The sequence below is a fragment of the Bradyrhizobium sp. Leo114 genome, assembly GCF_055229415.2.
In genome coordinates, this window is record NZ_JBUYEN020000032.1 from 1 (window position 1) to 15,398 (window position 15,398).

14 protein-coding genes are annotated in these 15,398 nt (G+C 60.6%); 3 read left to right on the plus strand and 11 right to left on the minus strand.

What is annotated here, in order from left to right; genetic code table 11:
* Window positions 1-671: 671 nt before the first annotated feature.
* The 3 genes from rclC to ACZIRK_RS30980 all read right to left on the minus strand — a co-directional run bounded on the left by rclC (window position 672) and on the right by ACZIRK_RS30980 (window position 4,721).
* Entirely contained in the window at window positions 672-1,565 is an 894-nt protein-coding gene (gene rclC / locus ACZIRK_RS30970; protein WP_283813290.1) for a reactive chlorine resistance membrane protein RclC, read from the minus strand.
* 200 nt (window positions 1,566-1,765) lie between these two features.
* Window positions 1,766-2,995 (minus strand): cupin domain-containing protein, encoded by a 1,230-nt coding sequence (locus ACZIRK_RS30975; RefSeq protein ID WP_456645002.1) that lies wholly within the window; start codon window positions 2,993-2,995, stop codon window positions 1,766-1,768.
* Between the two features lie 787 nt (window positions 2,996-3,782).
* Window positions 3,783-4,721: a helix-turn-helix domain-containing protein gene (locus tag ACZIRK_RS30980; protein WP_165435365.1), complete on the minus strand. Its 939-nt coding sequence runs from the start codon at window positions 4,719-4,721 to the stop codon at window positions 3,783-3,785.
* Between the two features lie 888 nt (window positions 4,722-5,609).
* On the opposite strand from ACZIRK_RS30980, the gene ACZIRK_RS30985 reads away from it, so the two are divergent.
* Complete coding sequence (locus ACZIRK_RS30985; RefSeq protein ID WP_130227830.1) at window positions 5,610-7,013, plus strand: FAD-binding oxidoreductase; 1,404 nt, start codon at window positions 5,610-5,612, stop codon at window positions 7,011-7,013.
* 487 nt (window positions 7,014-7,500) lie between these two features.
* Here ACZIRK_RS30985 and ACZIRK_RS30990 read toward each other — a convergent pair whose 3' ends face one another.
* Both ACZIRK_RS30990 and ACZIRK_RS30995 read right to left on the minus strand, forming a co-directional pair.
* Entirely contained in the window at window positions 7,501-8,184 is a 684-nt protein-coding gene (locus tag ACZIRK_RS30990; RefSeq protein WP_474418754.1) for an integrase core domain-containing protein, read from the minus strand.
* A 69-nt stretch (window positions 8,185-8,253) separates the two neighbouring features.
* On the minus strand, window positions 8,254-8,517 hold the full coding sequence (locus ACZIRK_RS30995) for a hypothetical protein (RefSeq protein ID WP_474418755.1): 264 nt from the start codon (window positions 8,515-8,517) through the stop codon (window positions 8,254-8,256).
* A 431-nt stretch (window positions 8,518-8,948) separates the two neighbouring features.
* Here ACZIRK_RS30995 and ACZIRK_RS31000 point away from each other — a divergent pair, with 431 nt between their 5' ends.
* Window positions 8,949-9,209 (plus strand): hypothetical protein, encoded by a 261-nt coding sequence (locus tag ACZIRK_RS31000; protein WP_474418756.1) that lies wholly within the window; start codon window positions 8,949-8,951, stop codon window positions 9,207-9,209.
* A gap of 291 nt (window positions 9,210-9,500) precedes the next feature.
* Here the strand turns inward: ACZIRK_RS31000 and ACZIRK_RS31005 are convergent, their stop codons facing one another.
* Together ACZIRK_RS31005 and ACZIRK_RS31010 are read right to left on the minus strand one after the other, a co-directional pair.
* Window positions 9,501-10,073: an OsmC family protein gene (locus ACZIRK_RS31005; RefSeq protein WP_130227209.1), complete on the minus strand. Its 573-nt coding sequence runs from the start codon at window positions 10,071-10,073 to the stop codon at window positions 9,501-9,503.
* Window positions 10,074-10,470: 397 nt separating this feature from the next.
* Window positions 10,471-11,649, minus strand: a complete 1,179-nt coding sequence (locus tag ACZIRK_RS31010; protein ID WP_456644998.1) for an alkene reductase — start codon at window positions 11,647-11,649, stop codon at window positions 10,471-10,473.
* Window positions 11,650-11,735: 86 nt separating this feature from the next.
* Here ACZIRK_RS31010 and ACZIRK_RS31015 point away from each other — a divergent pair, with 86 nt between their 5' ends.
* Complete coding sequence (locus ACZIRK_RS31015) at window positions 11,736-12,113, plus strand: winged helix-turn-helix transcriptional regulator (protein WP_130227207.1); 378 nt, start codon at window positions 11,736-11,738, stop codon at window positions 12,111-12,113.
* 108 nt (window positions 12,114-12,221) lie between these two features.
* On the opposite strand, the gene ACZIRK_RS31020 is transcribed toward ACZIRK_RS31015, so the two are convergent.
* The 4 genes from ACZIRK_RS31020 to ACZIRK_RS31035 are packed head-to-tail and all read right to left on the minus strand — an operon-like array spanning window position 12,222 to window position 15,346.
* The gene (locus ACZIRK_RS31020; RefSeq protein ID WP_456645017.1) at window positions 12,222-13,019 is read right to left on the minus strand and encodes an ABC transporter ATP-binding protein; all 798 of its coding nucleotides are present in this window, start codon (window positions 13,017-13,019) and stop codon (window positions 12,222-12,224) included.
* Window positions 13,013-14,044 (minus strand): ABC transporter permease, encoded by a 1,032-nt coding sequence (locus tag ACZIRK_RS31025; RefSeq protein WP_456644997.1) that lies wholly within the window; start codon window positions 14,042-14,044, stop codon window positions 13,013-13,015. Before ACZIRK_RS31025 ends, ACZIRK_RS31020 begins: the two co-directional genes overlap by 7 nt.
* On the minus strand, window positions 14,019-14,180 hold the full coding sequence (locus tag ACZIRK_RS31030; RefSeq protein WP_165435305.1) for a hypothetical protein: 162 nt from the start codon (window positions 14,178-14,180) through the stop codon (window positions 14,019-14,021). The genes ACZIRK_RS31025 and ACZIRK_RS31030 overlap by 26 nt, the downstream gene beginning before the upstream one ends.
* A gap of 29 nt (window positions 14,181-14,209) precedes the next feature.
* Window positions 14,210-15,346, minus strand: coding sequence for an ABC transporter substrate-binding protein (locus ACZIRK_RS31035; RefSeq protein ID WP_474418757.1), 1,137 nt, complete (start codon window positions 15,344-15,346; stop codon window positions 14,210-14,212).
* Window positions 15,347-15,398: the final 52 nt, after the last annotated feature.

A 15,398-nucleotide genomic window follows, 5' to 3' on the forward strand; every position in this document is an offset into this window, starting at 1 on the left:
CGACAACCGCCGAAAAGCCTTCTTGAACTTCCCCATACGACTCCCTCCGCCTTGTGGGAGCCGCTCTCAGAATCCATCCTGCAAAACAACGCAATAGAGGCCGCAAATCCATATGCGATTCCCCTGGGCCGCCATGGCACGACAGTTCAGTGAGTGAGCTTCCCGAGAATAAGTTCAGGCTCTTGTCGGGCTGACTGTTCAATGCAGAAGGCGCGATCAAGTGGAAAACTGGTCGATCCGACCTGAGAGTCTGAATTGAAGATCGCCTCGTCAGCTCACCGGCGTAGACAGCTGGTCGCCCAGAGGGTCATCAAATGCGCTCGTGATCAAGGGCGAAGCCTCGCAAACGCCCTGAAGCGGATGGCGCCGAGCCAGACCAGCGCGAACGGCAGCGCCCGATTGAGCGTCATGAGGGCGATCATCATGGCCGGGACTCCGCCGTCCAGTTCGCGGGCACATCGAGATAGGCCAGATCATCGCGATCGGCTATAGCACGAAGCCGAAGACCAGCGTGATCAGCCGGTGAGGCGCACCGCTGGGGCCCAAAGGTGTCCTCGTCGCCTCGCCGCGTCAACCGGCATCGAGCCCCATCAATCTGAGCACCAGCCCGATTACCACGAGCAAGCGTTGATTTGAAGCAAGTGATGCTCCGCCAGTCAGAGCTTCACCACTTACAGTTTCCCCACGCCGAGAAAATGGCGGACGCCTCCCAGATCAGAAGCAGGCTGCCGGCCGACCTCGAGCAAGGCGCGGGCGCTGTCGGTCATGATGAGCCAGCCGCCGGCCAACAGCATGACGTCCTTTATCACCAGCCGACCGGCGCCTGAGAGCCAAGGGAAGCCGTGCGGCGTATCGCCAAGCGCCGGGACCCAAACCTCGGGCGTCGTGATCAGGAACGACAACGTGACGAATGGCGTGAGAAAGGCCAGTATCGCTCCCAACATTCCGTATCGACGCGAGAAAAGCCCGACCAACGTCAGCAGGCCGATTATGATCTCGACTGAACCCAATCCATCCGAGAACGAATAGGTATGGTTTTCCGTCTGCCAGGCTCTATCAGCCGGCTTCAACTCTCCTTCCCTCGTAAGGTGGGCCTTGTATTGATTGGGATGCTTGTAAAAAAATGACAAAAACGGGCTGTTTGCAACGAACAGTGTAATACTGTCGGCCTCGTAGGGGGCGAACTTGAGCGCGCCGATCCACAGGAAGACGATTGCAATCGCCACGCGCATCACCTGCATACCTACCTTGTCGGTGTTCGCGATCCATTCAAGCACGAAACGGAGATAGCCGATCATGACCTTTTCCTCATCCATTTCATCGAACACGATTAGGTTGCAGCATCCGGTCGTGTCGTATTTCAATAATCCGAATGTTTTTTCAAAATACACGGCTTGCGTCGGATCGAAAGACGAGGATATCGGGTGCAGCTTTCGGGTTAGCTCTTCGCGTTCAAACAAAGTCACAGCAGAAAGCGAATGCGGGCTCTGATCTGCTGACTGCTGGGTTGGAAACGTACCGAGACGTAGCGTCTCCTGTCTGATCGCGCTACAATTCCAGTTCATTCGAGTGGCTCCTGTGACCCGCGGTATTCGGCCCCTTACCCCTGCTTACATGCCCGCTTTCGCGAGCAGGAGGCTGAGGCTTTGCCGCTGAGGCGAACCACGGAGCCTCTGTCCACCGCAAGCTTGGCGGCGGGTCCCGCCAGCCCCGGTTCACCGTCGGCGGCCGATGAGTGCGCCGCGACGCACTCCGACGTACGCCGTTATTCGGGCACGACCAGAGCCTTGGCCTTGCGCAGCCCATTCATCACTTGTGGATCCAGGTTCAGATGCGCCTGCACCAGTTCGGGCGGCGTGGCTGCCATCCAGGTGTCTAGAGAAAAGTCGACAAAGCGGTCGCTCTTGAACGTCTCGAGAAATCGCAGCGTGTTCGGCCCCGTGTTCTCGAGGTAGTGCCCCATCGCCACCGGCACGTACCCGACATCGCCGGCCTGCAGATCGAACGTTCGGGCCTGCCCCTGGCCGGCGAACACGCCCATGCGCGTCTGCCCCTCGATGACGTAGAGCCACTCGTCGCCATTGGGGTGCCAGTGCACCTCGCGCAATCCGCCCGGCTCGACTTCGACGAGCGCCGCGGCGGTCGTGGTGCTGATCGGGAACAGACGGGAATCGGTGATCCGCACCGATCCGCTTCTGGTCTTGATCGGCACCTGCTCCATCATCCGCCACGTGTAGTTCGTCTCCGCCGCCTGTGCGCCCGGTATGGCTTCGGAGCCGAGCGGCCCCGGTATCGGCGCGGGAAAAATATAGCGTTCGCTTTCCTCGGGGGTGTGGCCGAACAGCGCGGCAGGCACGCCGAAATTCTTACCCAGCACGTCGGGCGGCACGCGCCGGAACCAGTCGTTGAGCAGGAAAGTGTTGTCTTCGTCGAAGTCGCCGTCGTCGAAGACGAGAAGGAATTCGCAGCCGTCGGGACCGAGGCCCTGGATCGAGTGCGGGGTCCCGCCCGGGAAGAACCAGAGGTCGCCGACACCGACATCGTCGACGAAATAGCGCCCCTCGGAATCGACGGCCGTCACGCGCGCCTTGCCATACAGCATGTAGGCCCATTCCGACGCCTTGTGCCAATGCAGCTCGCGCACGCCGCCGGCGTTCAGACGCATGTTCACGCCGGCGATGGACGTCGCAACCCCGAGCTCGCGCCGCGTGACCTGGCGGGTCCAGCCGCCCGGCTCGAGCCGCACATGCGCATCGGAAAACGAGAAGCGCAGGTTCGGCAACGTGCCATGATCGGTCGATGGCGGAACCAACAGATCCGGGTTCTGCTGATCCCGCATCAGATTGCGCGGGCCGGGATCGGTGCCGCCGTGACCAGGCCGCTGTGGCTGTGGAGTAGCGGCGCCTCCGGTTTGCGCATGCGCGAGACCCGCAGTCGTAAGAAGACCACCGGCGGCGGTTGCCGCCAATAGATGCCGACGGGAAATGGAATCCATGCTTGGTTCTCCTAAGGGGCTGCTGCTGCGCACGACGCGGTGCTTGACTTCTCCGTGCGTCGTCGGACGGAAGCGGTTCACGCTATCAATGCAGTAGGCGATCCAACCGCGAACGAGGAGTTGGGAGTACCCTGCTTTCTCCGCAAGCTTTAGCCAGCGTCGATATTTCTTGTTAGCACGATTTCCAGCAGTTTCCGACAGGGCGCACTAACATTAGCACTGGCAGCCTCGATACCAATGAACTGACGTTCGCGGCCGATTGACCGCTCACGCCGACGCTCTCCCGCGGTCAACCGGCGGATGCTGAGGCGTCGGCAACTGGCTGCTCGCGCGCAGGACAATTAACTTTCGGCGAGACCGTGTAGCTTGCTTCGTTCAGCGCCAGCTGTTCTGCCGCACGTCCTTGGCCCGGCTGCCGAAGTCCTGCGACATCAATGCAAGAACTCGAAGGGCTGCGCATAGAAACCGTTGCAGAAGCCAGATCGTTTCGGCCAAGAGTCGACGCCTAAGTCGAAAAGCTGATAGCCCGTCAAGGCGCAACCAACGGCGTTAGGTTCTCGCCGTAGGACTCACGGCAGTCCTGATATGTCGGGATGTACTCGCCAGACTGAGAGGCCGCCAATTGATGCTGCGCGCGAAAAAAGCGAACTGACCAGAATGGAATCTGTGATGGTCCACGCTGACGATACATTTCGAGACGCGGCCGTCGCCAGCTGCCATCTCAGACAGGCTACCGCGCGGCCGGCGTCCTGGGTCTAACGCGCCGCCGCGGCCGCTACGCCACGCACTAGGTTGGCGTCGTTCCCTGTAGGTGAACGCTGGGTGCGTGACCGAACCTTTGGCGGAACGCACGGGCGAAATTGTTGTAATCGCGATACCCACAAGCGTAGGCTATCTCGCTCAGACTCTGGCCCGACTTCATCGATGCCCGACGATTGATACTGCGCGCAGCTTGATCCAGGCGCACTGATTGAATGAAGCCGCTGCAGCTACAACCGCGGTTCGTGAACAGTTTTTGGAGATAACGTAGCGAAATACCGACCTCGGCCGCAATCTTAGATGGACCGAAATCCGGATCGGCAAAGCGATCTTTGACGACAAAGCAGATGCGCCTGAACAATCGATCCGAATGAAGGGACCTCGGTGCTGGATCTTCCGGCGCTAATAGCGCTCCGAGCAGATCAAAAACCGCCAATTGCATATAGTTGCCAGCCGACGTAGGCGTAGATACCTCTTCGTTGACGGCGTCCAGAACGAGTTGGAATAGCAGGCGTGATGCAGGCGTTCCAGAGCAGCCAGTAAGGCCGCCGCGCGGCTCGAATCCAACGCCACGAATCAGACGCTGGCGAGGCAACTGCAGTGTGATCCACTGTTCGTGGCCATCATTAAGATACGTCACCGGGCGGGCACAATTTACGAACGCGACATCTCCCACCCCCAGTGCTACGGCCTGATCATCTTGAATGATCGTTGATCGTCCAGCGACCTGAAATACGGCAAAGCAGTGATCAAGGCCGTCAAGGCGAATATCCCTTTGTGTCCGTTCGCAACGGCATTTATTGTTCCTAATCTCCGACGCATTAAGTCCGAAGATGTCCCGGGGTCGAACTCGGCCGGCAAAGGCTTCAGGGTTGTCTATCGTGTGCAGCCCACAAATCGGGCGCAACAGATCCCTCCACTGTTCGTAATTCAACTCGGGCGTCTGCAGAAGGTCAGCACTGCGCATCAGACGGTCAGCACTCCGCATTGTCACCAAGATCCCTTAAGGCTGTGGTTTGAAGCTCCTAAAAGAGGGCTCCGATCCGACTCTTCAACGCCACGCGCAATCAAATGTTGGAGAAGCGCGCGATCGTGACACCCGGCAGTGATGAGCTGAGCAGCGCTGAGACGATCGGGTCGCCAGCTTAAAGATGAAGGCCCAGGTCCCAGGTAAATGAAGCCACGCCGAGAGGCCGATCAGCACCGCAACCAGGAACGCGAACCCTGGCTACCGGGTTGTGAGGCGCCGGCAATAGGTTAGTTGTTAGCGCGTACTTATTCGTTGATCTCCCGGCAGAGCCGGACAACATGCTCCGCATCCAACATTCCTACTACGTCCGGTTCTCACCTGGTATGTTTGGTTCTGGGTTGACTTGGTGATCCCTTCAGATTCCTTTACCACCCTGCTCTTCGTCACCCTGTTCTTCTACAAACCCGCCGATAGCGGATCACCGCGGCTTACGCGGTCTTGTCCGCGGCGACCTTCACCTCGACGAGATCGACGGAGGATCACGCTCTCGTCCTGCTTGCCCCCCCGAGACCTCGACCTCGCCGCCGAGATCGCGAGCGACACCATTCTGCACCGGCGACTTGCATGCCGCTGGCATACTCCAGTCAATCGTCGAATTCGTCGGGCGACGCCAGTGCGTGACGCGAGGCACGAAAGGGCGCGTTCGACCCACGACGCGGCCCCGCTCGGCGGCCTAACGTGAGGCGCGTCTGGTTTCGGAACCGCACTAATTCAGGCCCCACCCACACACCCGTAATCACGAACGGCGGAGGAGAACAACAGAGGCTTTTCGGACCGTCCACGCGTCTTGGCTTGGGTATGGCACTAGAAACAGGGATGTATGTCATGGCTTTTAACGATGCGTCGCTGCCGCCGGTATTGCCGGAAGATGCCGCGCCCCTCCTGGCTGCGGTCGCGGGTTCGGTTCTATTGCCGGGCGAGGCGGGATACGATGACGAACGCGCCGTCTGGAATCTGAATCACGAGCTGGTGCCTGCGGCGATCGTGGTGCCGGAGAGCGCGCGCGATGTCCAGGCCGCCGTTACTTTCGCGGCGGAGCAGCACCGGCCGGTCCTGGTGAAGACAACCGGCCACCAGATTGTCGGCCAGGCGCGCGGCGCCGTCGTGATCGCGACTCATCGAATGAACGACATAACGATCGACGTGGCCGGCCCCACGGCTCGGGTCGGCGCCGGAGCCCTATGGTCGGAGGTCATCGCAAAGGCGGCCAAAGCCGGGCTGGCCCCGCTGAACGGGTCAAACCCCACCGTGGGAGTCTCCGGTTATACGCTAGGCGGCGGCCTCAGCCCGACCCTCGGCCGCTCCCACGGCTACGCCGCCGACCACGTGCGTTCGCTCGACGTGGTGACCGCGGACGGCAAACTGCGGCATGTCGATGCGGAGTCCGAGCCCGACCTGTTCTGGGCGCTGCGCGGCGGCAAGGGCAACTTCGGAGTGGTCACTGCGCTGGAATTCGACTTGTTCCCGGTGACCCGCCTTTACGGCGGCGGCATCTACTTCCCCGGTGAGCGTACGGCGGACGTGCTGAGAGCCTGGACCGCTTGGCACCCGAGCACCCCGGAGACCATGGTCACGTCGATCGCCGTGATGCGGATGCCGTCGGTGCCCGGAGTGCCCGAGCCTGTACGCGGGAAGTTTCTGGTGTCCGTGCGGATCGCCTACAACGGCACGACCGCGGACGGCGAGCGGATGATAGCGCCGCTGCGGGCGGTAGCTCCGGCAGTCCTGGACACCGTGCGGGACATGCCGTACACCGAAGTCGCGTCGATCCACAGCGAGCCGACCGACCCGCTGCCCTACTACGAACGGGGCATCATGCTGCGAGAGTTTCCGGCGCAGGCGCAGGACAAACTGATCGAACTGGTCGGTCCGGATTCCGAGACCGCCCTGGTGATCGCCGAGCTTCGTGCCCTGGGCGGGGCGTGGGACCGGGAGCCGGCGATGCCCAACGCCGTAGCTACAAGGGGCCTGCCGTACAGCCTGCTCGGCGTCTCGGCCGGTCCGCTGTCGCAGGAGCAGCAACTCAAGAGGTCGGTCGCCGAGCTGCTCGACGGCATGAAGCCCTGGCAGGGCGACCGGCGTTTCGTGAACAACCTCGCGCCGGATGAGGCGGCCGACGGCGCGGCGATTTACGGGCCGGAGCGCTACGCGCGCTTGGCGTCCATCAAGAAAACCTACGACCCGGCCAACATGTTCCGGCTCAACCACAATGTGATTCCGGCCACCTGATTTGACAAAGCCGCCCGGCATCACGGCGAGCTGGCGATTTTGGCTGCTACTGAAGCTGCTACTGAATAGGCGGTCACACGAACTCTCAATTCGGTGGGCTCGATATAATTCCGCGCGGCCGCCCAAGCCTTGCTCGGTGCTGTATTGAAATCAATATAGAGAGCCGAAGGCAGAGCGACTCGCTGGAGTTACGGGCGGGCGATTTTCTTTTCAGGCGGGGACCGAAGGCGCGCTCGGAGGAGCTCGAGGCGCGGGCGATGATCAAGACGGGCATCCTGACGACGAACGCGAGCCATGCTGAAGGACCTACAGCGACGTGCGTCAGCGTTCGATTCTGCAATCCCGATTCTTTTTCGAAAGATGGTTGCTGGAGATTTCTTCATGCTTTGGCTGTGCGAAAGAGCTTAGCATTTTAGCGGAAGACTATGTTGCGAGGGATGAGTTGAGACCATAGAAGCAGAGCTAAGCTCCTGTGTGTACCGAAAACCTAAAGCCGGACATAGTGGTGATGGAGTCCGCGGAGAATGGGGAACGATTTGATGCTTGCGGTCCGCTGAACCGGGCGAGAAACCGGCGCATCTTTGTCCAACGACCGATGCGTTCTGACACGATTGTAATAGTCGGCGTAGGATTGCAGAACCCGACGCAAATGCACCTGGCCCAGGACAATGATGTGGTCCAAACACTCGCGGCGGATCGATCCGATCAACCGTTCGGCAAGGCCATTCTGCCACGGCGAGGCCGGTGCAACAGGCTTGTCGCGGATGCCCATGGCGCGCAATCGGCGCGTAACGAGGCTGCCATAGATGCGATCGCGATCGCGAATGAGGTATTTTGGGGCCTCATCCCAAGGAAAGGCCTCCGTAATCCGACGTGCAACCCATTCCGCCGTCGGATTTCTTGTGATGTTGATCAAGACCAAGTCTCTGCGGTCCAGTCGGATGATAACGAATGCATAGAGCAGGTCGAAACCGATGGTGGGAACAACGAACAAGTCCATGGCGGCAACGTCCGGCGCGTGGTTACGCAGGAAGGTCCGCCATCCCTGGCTTGGTGGGCCTCGCCGCTTAACCATGTACTTGGCGACACTCGACTGCGCCAGCTCAAAGCCGAGCTTGAGCAGTTCGCCATGGATGCGTGGCGCGCCCCAAAGCGGATTCTCCATGCTCATGTGCCGGATCAGCGCGCGCAGTTCGGCGTCGATCTGCGGCCGCCCTCCCTGTGGGTACGACTTCCAACGCTAGTAGCGGCGAAAGCCGGCCCGATGCCAACGCACGAGCGTCTCGGGCCGGATGATCGTGAGGACCTGCAAGATCGATGGAAACCAGCGATACAGCTGAATGAAGAACCAGCGATCATCGTTGGTGAGCCGGACGCGACCATGCAGCTTACGCCTTAAGGCAATCAATTGATGTCGGAGCGCCGCGTTCTCCGCTTCAAGCCGCAACTTCGACTTGAATGGCGAAGCCAAGACCGCCAAAACAAAACAGAGTAGCCCGATCATTCTTCCAGCTTAGGCGATTCCGTCACCTCATCAACTCGGATAAGGTTTTCGGTACACACAGATCTCGCAGACATTTTTGATTTGCAGAATCGCTTAACAAGCAGCGTCATAGGCGCTATTTCTCCGCAGCTTGAGCGAGCCGAAATGGAGCGCGTCCGGCGCAAGCCAACGGAGAATCTGAAGGCTTATGACTACTATCTTCGCGCGCTGTTTGTCGCCTACCAGCAAACCCGAAAGGGAAATGTTGAAGCTCTCAGGCTGACGAAAATTGCAATCTCGCTCGATCTGCGTTCGCCCGGGCCTACGCTTTTGCAGCAAGTAATTTTGGACAGAAGAAAGCGTGGGCGTGGACAAGGAATGCTGCCCAAGAGCGGGCTGAAACCCGGCAGCTTGCCGAACGAGCGATACAGCTCGACCAGGATGATCCTCTGGTGCTTGCGTTGTCAGGACAAGCGTACTCATACGTACTCGAAGAGCCGGAGAAAGGGGAAGCTCTTTGTGCAAGCGCCATTGCCCTCGATCCCAATTCGGTTTTGGCGCGCAATTGGAAAGGCTGGACAAATATTTATCTCGGAAATGACGACGCTGCGATTGAGCAATTTTCGGCGGCAATTCGCCTAAGTCCTCTCGATCCTCGCTTGTTTTTGATTCAAACCTGGATGGCATACGCTCATTTCTTCTGGATGGTATGAAGATGGTCTGTCCTGGGCCACGAGTGCCATCCAGAGCCAGTCAAATTTTCCCCGCGACCGTGGCCACGAGTGGCGCGGCATCCTCGGGCAATACCGGCGGCAGGGACGAATCGCTGAAAGTCATGACATACATCCTGATGTTACTGCTATATCCGAAGCCAAGACACCTTGATCGCCGCGATCAGTTCGGCGGTCGTGTCAAGAGCATCGGATCGACCAGTTTGCCTTTGAGAGCGCGGCGGCCAGCTGCAGTACGGCCGAGATTTCGTCCGGGGTTGCACCAGCGTGCAATCACTCGACGATCAAGGCTGGTTTGAGAGCCACAGCCTCGGATAAATTGTAGAAGTTGGGCGAGGTCGCCATGACCGCCTCGTGGACCTCGACGAACTGTTCTTTTGTGCCGCTACCCTTGATACGGACGGTATATCTGAGGGTCTCGTAGCCTGGGGGCACGGCAGGATCGATCCCGAGGAAGCCGCGAAGATCGATCTCGCCATCGGTTTCGATCGACAGGCTTTCGAGGGTGATTCCACGCACCGCGCACTGCGCCACGTATCCGACGGTCATGCAGGCGTTGAGCGCCGCGATCAGATGCTCCTGCGGATTGGCGAAACGGTTCGTTCCGCCGAGTTCGCGAGGCTCGTCGATGTCGATGCAGAACCGGCGCGGCACCTTTTCTCCGCCCATCTCATAACGCTCGATTTCGGCGCGGCTCCGCGTCTGGCCCTGCCAGGTCGTGACGGCGTGCCAGTTCGTCTTGCCTTTGGCAGGTTTGCGCTTGACGTCGTCGATCAGCGCAACCAGGTCGTCGACATTGATGCCGTTGACGACGGTGGAGTCGGCAGTCTTCGTTGGTGCACCCATCATGGGGCTCCTTTGCTTGGGTTGGGTTAGACTTCACGTTTGGATTATTGCAGCGTCGCAAGCGCCTGCTGGATGCGCTGGCCCTGCTTTTCAGTGATCAAGCTCGACAGCACCTTGCTGAAGTGTGGGTGCTGGGCGCCTGAACGACGGAATTGTAGTCCTAGTCGCCCTGTACTTTCGGTTCAGATGGCCACCCTTCCGGTCGATCCACCGCCATCGACGAATAGGGTCTGCCCGATGATACAACTGGCCTGCCACGGCCGATGCCGACCACATGATGATCGGCATCGGCGAGCCGCGTTGAGAGTGCGCGCCAATGCCTTTGCTGGCACCGGTGACGAGAAATGTTCGTCCGCAGAAACCGCCCGGCACCGGACGCCTCGACCCACCGCCGCGGTCAGGCTGCATCGCGTGCAGCACTACCGATCGGATAAGCAGGGAAGTCCGTGAAACCCACCTCGCCGCGTCGGGTGTAATAAGTTGATCGGTCCGCTACCGCTAACGGCCAGCCGTGCTTGAGACGCTCAACAAGGTCCGGGTTTGCGATATATGGTCTGCCGAAGGCGATCAGGTCCACCAACCCGGTGTCGAGCGAAGCCTGGGCGCGCTCGCGGTCATTGAAGCCGCCACACCAGATGAAGGCGCCAGGAAACACCGCCCGAGCCTTGGCAAGCAGCGCGTGGTCGAGGTACCGAGGCTTGAACTCCGCCGCCTCCATGTTTCCTTCGGGCAGTAGCTCGTAGAGCAGATGGATGTACGCCACGCCGCGACGCCCCAGCTGCTCGACAACGTACAGAAACGTTTCCTCCGTAAGAGGGTCCGCCGGCATGGAGCCGTACTTGCCGAACGGAGACAGGCGAACACCCACGCGCCCCGGACCGAATTCAGCCACCACCGCATCGACGACTTCCATCAGGAAGCGCGTACGATCTTCCATGCTGCCCCCGCCGTAACGGTCGGTGCGCGTATTGAGCACCGAGTTCATGAACTGCTCGATCAGATAGCCGTTGGCCGCATGGAGTTCGACACCATCGAATCCGACCTCCCGTGCATTGGCGGCGGCTTTGGCGAAGGTGCCCACCATGGCCGACACCTCATCCGTGCTGAGAGGCCTCGGCGTCTCCACAGACATAAAACGCAACCGTCCGTCCGGGCCATGGGCGAACACCTCTGAACCCGCAGCCCTTTCGCCGGTCACGCCCACCGGGGCTTGGCCGTTCGGCAGAAGCGAGGAATGGGCCAACCTGCCGACGTGCCACAACTGCATAAAGATCGTGCCGCCATGCCGGTGAACCTCATCGGTCACCAGGCGCCAGCCCTGCATTTGGGCTTCCGAGTGGATTCCGGGTATCCTCGCGTAACCATGACTGGACTGATCCACGTCGTTGACCTCGGAAATGATCAGGCCGGCGCTGGCCCTCTGGCCGTAATAGGTGGCGATCATCTCGTTCGGGAGGTCACCATCGGTCGGGAGGTCGCCTTCGGACGTTCGCGTGCGGGTCATGGGTGGCATGACGATGCGGTTCTTCAGCGGAACAGTGCCGCCAAGCAGTTGAGTTTCGAACAGGTCGGCCATAGATCATCCTCCGATCAGATTTCTGCCGAAGGTTTATTCTTCGGTAGTCGTTCCGATCTACACACGAATTGGTCAGTGGTCGGCGGATGAAGATCATCAAGAGACTACCCGGCTTGCCGGTCGAGCGCGCGCTAGGCGTCTTTTCGGGACGCTGGAAGGCGGTCATCCTTTCCGTGTTGCTGGACGGCCCGCAACGCACATGCGAGCTGGAAAAGCGCATTGCCGGCATCTCGCAGAAGGTGTTGATCGGGCAGCTGCGAGCGCTTGAGGAACATGGAACGGTGAGCCGGCAGCCCAGCGCCGACGATCGTCAGGGGGTCGAATACCTGCTCACCCCGCTCGGCGAAAGCCTGCGGCCCGTATTGGATTCCCTCATAGAATGGGGAGCCCATCACGCCAAGGAGCTCGATGAGCTCGATAGGCTTCTGCCATGCGATGCTGTCGTCCGCGATCGTCCGACCTGACGCCTATCGGTTACCGCGCAGGCGCGCCAGCGCGGTCTCGATGTACCTCGCGCAGGCGCTGTCGCCCACGACGAGACATCGCACGTGCCGTCAACGCCCGGCCGCTGCTCACCAGTTCGCATCCAATCCAAGCAGCCCCAGAATGTTGCTCCGTAACTCCGCCAGCTTGGGATCGCCGCGGTGCCTGGGGAAGGGACGATCGACCGTCATGTCGGCCTTGACGCGCGCGGGGCGGTCGCTGAATACGATGACGCGGTTGGCCATGAAGACCGCCTCTTCAACGTCGTGCGTCACCATCAGCGTGGTGAAGCCGCTGCGCTGCCAGAGCGCGGCGATTTCCGCCTGCATGGAGATGCGTGTCAGCGAATCGAGCTTGCCGAGCGGCTCATCCAGAATAAGTATCCTGGGGTTGTTCACCAGCGCTCGTGCCAGCGCGACCCGCTGGGCCATTCCTCCCGAAAGCTGATGCGGGTAGGCGTTGCGAAACGCAGAAAGCCCGACGAGGTCGAGCGCCGCATCGACGCGGGGGCGTTGGCTCTTTAAGACACCCTGGGCCTCGAGCCCGAGCGCAACGTTTTTCCAGACGGTTCGCCACGGAAACAGCGTCGGATCCTGAAATACCACCACCCGCGACGGGAACGGCCCATTGATCGGACGACTATCTTCGAACAACGCGCCCGATCGCGGCGGTTCAAGCCCGGCCACCAGACGCAGCAAGGTCGACTTTCCGCATCCCGAGGGACCGAGCAGCGCGACGAATTCGCCCGGTCTTACGTTGAAGCTAACGTCATTCAGTACCGGCAGCGCGGCGCCATCGATGTCAAAGGCGTGGCTGACGCCCTCGACATTCAGCGACGCGCCGACGGCAGCCGGCCGATCAGTTTCAGCGATAGCAACCGCTACCATTTGACGACGCCTTTCTGCCAGACCAGCAGCCGGTCGCGCGTCCTGAACAGCAGGGTGATCGCGCCGGAGCACAACAACGACATAACGATCAGCGCCGCATACATGTTTGCGTAAGCTGCCCAGCCCTGCGCCCATTGCAAATACCACCCGAGCCCGGCCTTGACGCCCATCATTTCGGCAACGACCAGAACGGCAAAGGACGATCCAAGACCCATAAACAGGCCTACGAACACGTGCGGCAGCGCCGCTGGAATTGCGACCTTGAGCACCAGGAAGGAAGGCTTCGCCCCCAATGTTCGCGCGACATCGTAATAGGCATTGCCGACGCTTGCGACGCCCGACCAGGTCAGCACCGTGACCGGAAACCCGGTGGCCAGTGCGATCAGGAACGTGCTCGCGCTCCAGCTCGACGGAAACGTGAACAAGGCAAATGGCAGCCATGCCGTTGCGGGCAGCGGCCCGATGAAGCGCAGGGCAGGATGTACCCAATAGCCGACGGCGCGCGACCATCCAATCAATACGCCGGCGAGAAAGCCGATCGCTGCCCCGAGCGCATAGCCGACAAGCTGAAGCTTCACCGATGCAACGGTGCTGGCCAGAAGCTTCGGCCAGTCGTCGGTGTAGACTTCGACAATGGCTTGCGGCGGCGGAAAGAACGGCAATGGCAGCCATGCGAACTTGGCGGTCGCGATTTCCCATATGGTCAGGAACAGCCCAAACGCCAGCAGCCATGGCGCCCGCGACTGTAGGCCGCTGCCAAACCGGCCAAACAGAGTTGCGGTGAGAATGCCACCAGCGAACACGAATGACGCGACCGCCACGTCATGGGTCCGCGACCAATCGCCGAGGTCTTGCCACAGCAGGCAGGAAAGTCCGAAGCCGGTCCACGCCAAGGCTGCCAACGCACCCGACGCATTTTTCGCAACCGATATCGGAAACGACAGCGAATGGCTCGCGGCGGCGGCTTTATCTCCGGTAGATCGCGCCAGTGCCGGCGTCTTAGACCCTGTCGAATACGTCGACATAAATCCGCTCGGCGAATTTCGCGGTATCCGCGCCCGGCTTGAAGACCGAGACGCGTTTTAGATCGTTCGCATCGGTCTTGCCCATAGCGATGCACTCCAGAAGCTGGTCGGTCGGTGAGCTCATATTGATGCCCATGCGGTGGTCGCGTCTTTCGGCATCTTCGATCAACCGGTCACGTCGACGACCACGCGGTTGGCGAGCTTTTGGGGATCCGTACTCTGCTTGATGATCGACGCCCGTTTGAGGTCGCTCGTGATCCTGACGACTTCCCGACGCAGCGCATCGCCCGCAGGATGGTGTCCATGCGTGTGGCTGCGCAGCATCGCCGCAAGGTCTGCGACCGGAACTTTCGGTGTGTATGGTGCGAAGACCTCAGCGGCGTCATCGGGGTTGGTGGCGACATAGACGGCCGCATCGTGGATGGCATTCGTCAAGGCGGCGACAGTCGCGGGATCTTTTGCCCATAGAGAGGCACGGACACCCATCGTGCAGCAGGACAGGTTGGCGTAGTCGCTGGAGAGATTCGAGGCGATCTCCACCAGCTCGCCGTTGCTGCGATGCTGTATCAGCCACGCTGTCGGATCGGCGTCGGCGATCGCCTGGACTTCTCCGCGCTTTAGCGCGATCGGCAGCAGGTCCGCCGGAAACTCGCGCCATTGAACGTCGCTTTCCGGGTTGATGCCATTGTCGGACAGCAAGATCGCGAAGAAATTGCGGGGCGAGCCGGAAATGCTGGACACGCCGATCGTCCCGCCTTTGAGTTTCGTGATATCGGTGATGCCCGATGTCTTGCCGGCGAACAGGCGTGTGCAGCCGCCGTGCAGGCCCGCTGTGAGCTTCACATCGATGCCCTGCTCAAGCGGCTTGAGCCAATTCAGCAGCATGCTCGAACCGGCGTCGGCTTTGTCCGTCGCAAGCGCCTGCAGCATCTGGTCGGTCTCGCCGGCGACCTGAATAAATTCGACATCCAGGTTATGCTTGCCAAAATACCCGTGATGCAAAGCGACCGGCACCGCCGCAGTGCAGATCCCGGTGCCATTGTACACAAAGCGAATGTGTCGTGGCGGCCCCTTTGGATCGGCGTAAGTGCTCTCGGATGCTCGGCAGATCGGGATGTCGCCGATGCCGTTTGCGGCGGCTGTCGATCCAAAGCCGGGGAACGCGTTCGCCGCTTTCAACACAGCAAACGGAGCAGCGGCACCCAGCACTCCTGTGAAGCCGACAAACTTGCGTCGCGACAACGGCGCGAGCCGACTGAGATCGGGCGAAGCCGGTCTTGAGGATGCCTGAGGGTCGTTCATTCCTTGCTCCTGAATCATCGAGAACGTCCGGGTTGAGAGGGTGCAGTGAATG

What these genes read in the sequence shown, in the direction of transcription:
- ACZIRK_RS31020 (WP_456645017.1), bottom strand. Translation starts at nt 13,019, where the DNA reads ATGGTAGCGGTTGCTATCGCTGAAACTGATCGGCCGGCTGCCGTCGGC.
- ACZIRK_RS30985 (WP_130227830.1), top strand. Translation starts at nt 5,610, where the DNA reads ATGGCTTTTAACGATGCGTCGCTGCCGCCGGTATTGCCGGAAGATGCC.
- ACZIRK_RS31005 (WP_130227209.1), bottom strand. Translation starts at nt 10,073, where the DNA reads ATGGGTGCACCAACGAAGACTGCCGACTCCACCGTCGTCAACGGCATC.
- ACZIRK_RS31035 (WP_474418757.1), bottom strand. Translation starts at nt 15,346, where the DNA reads ATGAACGACCCTCAGGCATCCTCAAGACCGGCTTCGCCCGATCTCAGT.
- ACZIRK_RS30975 (WP_456645002.1), bottom strand. Translation starts at nt 2,995, where the DNA reads ATGGATTCCATTTCCCGTCGGCATCTATTGGCGGCAACCGCCGCCGGT.
- ACZIRK_RS31025 (WP_456644997.1), bottom strand. Translation starts at nt 14,044, where the DNA reads ATGTCGACGTATTCGACAGGGTCTAAGACGCCGGCACTGGCGCGATCT.
- ACZIRK_RS31015 (WP_130227207.1), top strand. Translation starts at nt 11,736, where the DNA reads ATGAAGATCATCAAGAGACTACCCGGCTTGCCGGTCGAGCGCGCGCTA.
- ACZIRK_RS30990 (WP_474418754.1), bottom strand. Translation starts at nt 8,184, where the DNA reads ATGAGCATGGAGAATCCGCTTTGGGGCGCGCCACGCATCCATGGCGAA.
- rclC (WP_283813290.1), bottom strand. Translation starts at nt 1,565, where the DNA reads ATGAACTGGAATTGTAGCGCGATCAGACAGGAGACGCTACGTCTCGGT.
- ACZIRK_RS31030 (WP_165435305.1), bottom strand. Translation starts at nt 14,180, where the DNA reads ATGGGCATCAATATGAGCTCACCGACCGACCAGCTTCTGGAGTGCATC.
- ACZIRK_RS31010 (WP_456644998.1), bottom strand. Translation starts at nt 11,649, where the DNA reads ATGGCCGACCTGTTCGAAACTCAACTGCTTGGCGGCACTGTTCCGCTG.
- ACZIRK_RS30995 (WP_474418755.1), bottom strand. Translation starts at nt 8,517, where the DNA reads ATGATCGGGCTACTCTGTTTTGTTTTGGCGGTCTTGGCTTCGCCATTC.
- ACZIRK_RS30980 (WP_165435365.1), bottom strand. Translation starts at nt 4,721, where the DNA reads ATGCGCAGTGCTGACCTTCTGCAGACGCCCGAGTTGAATTACGAACAG.